The organism is Myxococcus vastator (genome assembly GCF_010894475.1).
Taxonomy (GTDB): Bacteria; Myxococcota; Myxococcia; order Myxococcales; family Myxococcaceae; genus Myxococcus; species Myxococcus vastator.
This window is the reverse complement of the sequence record NZ_JAAIYB010000955.1, coordinates 1-555: the sequence shown is the minus strand read 5'-3', so window position 1 is coordinate 555 and position 555 is coordinate 1. Positions and strand designations below refer to the sequence as shown.

Annotated in this window: 1 protein-coding gene; it reads right to left on the bottom strand. The window is 74.4% G+C overall.

From position 1 onward, the window contains the following. On the bottom strand, positions 1-555 hold a 555-nt coding region (locus tag G4D87_RS38525; protein WP_205507899.1), incomplete at both ends, for an ABC transporter permease.

Genomic DNA, 555 nt, shown 5'->3' with positions numbered 1-555 from the left:
CCACGCGCCCGCCCATGGCACCGCTGCCCCAGTCCATGCCCGTGTCCAGCGTGCGCCCCAGGGGCTCCTCGCCAGGCCAGAAGCGGCGCGCCGCCGCCACGTTGACCAGCACCGCGCGCCCACCCGCGCCCTGGTCCGCCGCCGAGACGCCGCGGCCCTGCAGCACCTTCACGCCCAAGGCCTCCAGCGCCCCGGGCGTCACGACGCGCACGCTGGCCTGCCAGGGCTCCGTCCCCTCCGGAACAGGCCGCAGCGGGTCCTTCACGGGGACGGTCCACCGGGCCCCATCCAATGGAAGCCCATTCACCGCGCCGACCTGCTCCACGCCGGGCAAGGCCCGCAGCCGCCCGAGCAACGTGTCATAGAAGGCCGCGGGCGCGGCGGTGCCAAAGCCATAGTGCAGCGGCGGCAAGTCCACCTTCACCGTCAGCACACCCTCGGGGTCGAAGCCGGGCTCGGCCCGTTGCAGGTGCACGAAGCTGCGCAGCAACAACCCCGCGCACACCAGCAGCAGCACCGCCAGCGCCGTCTCCCCCACGACGAGCACGGAGCGCG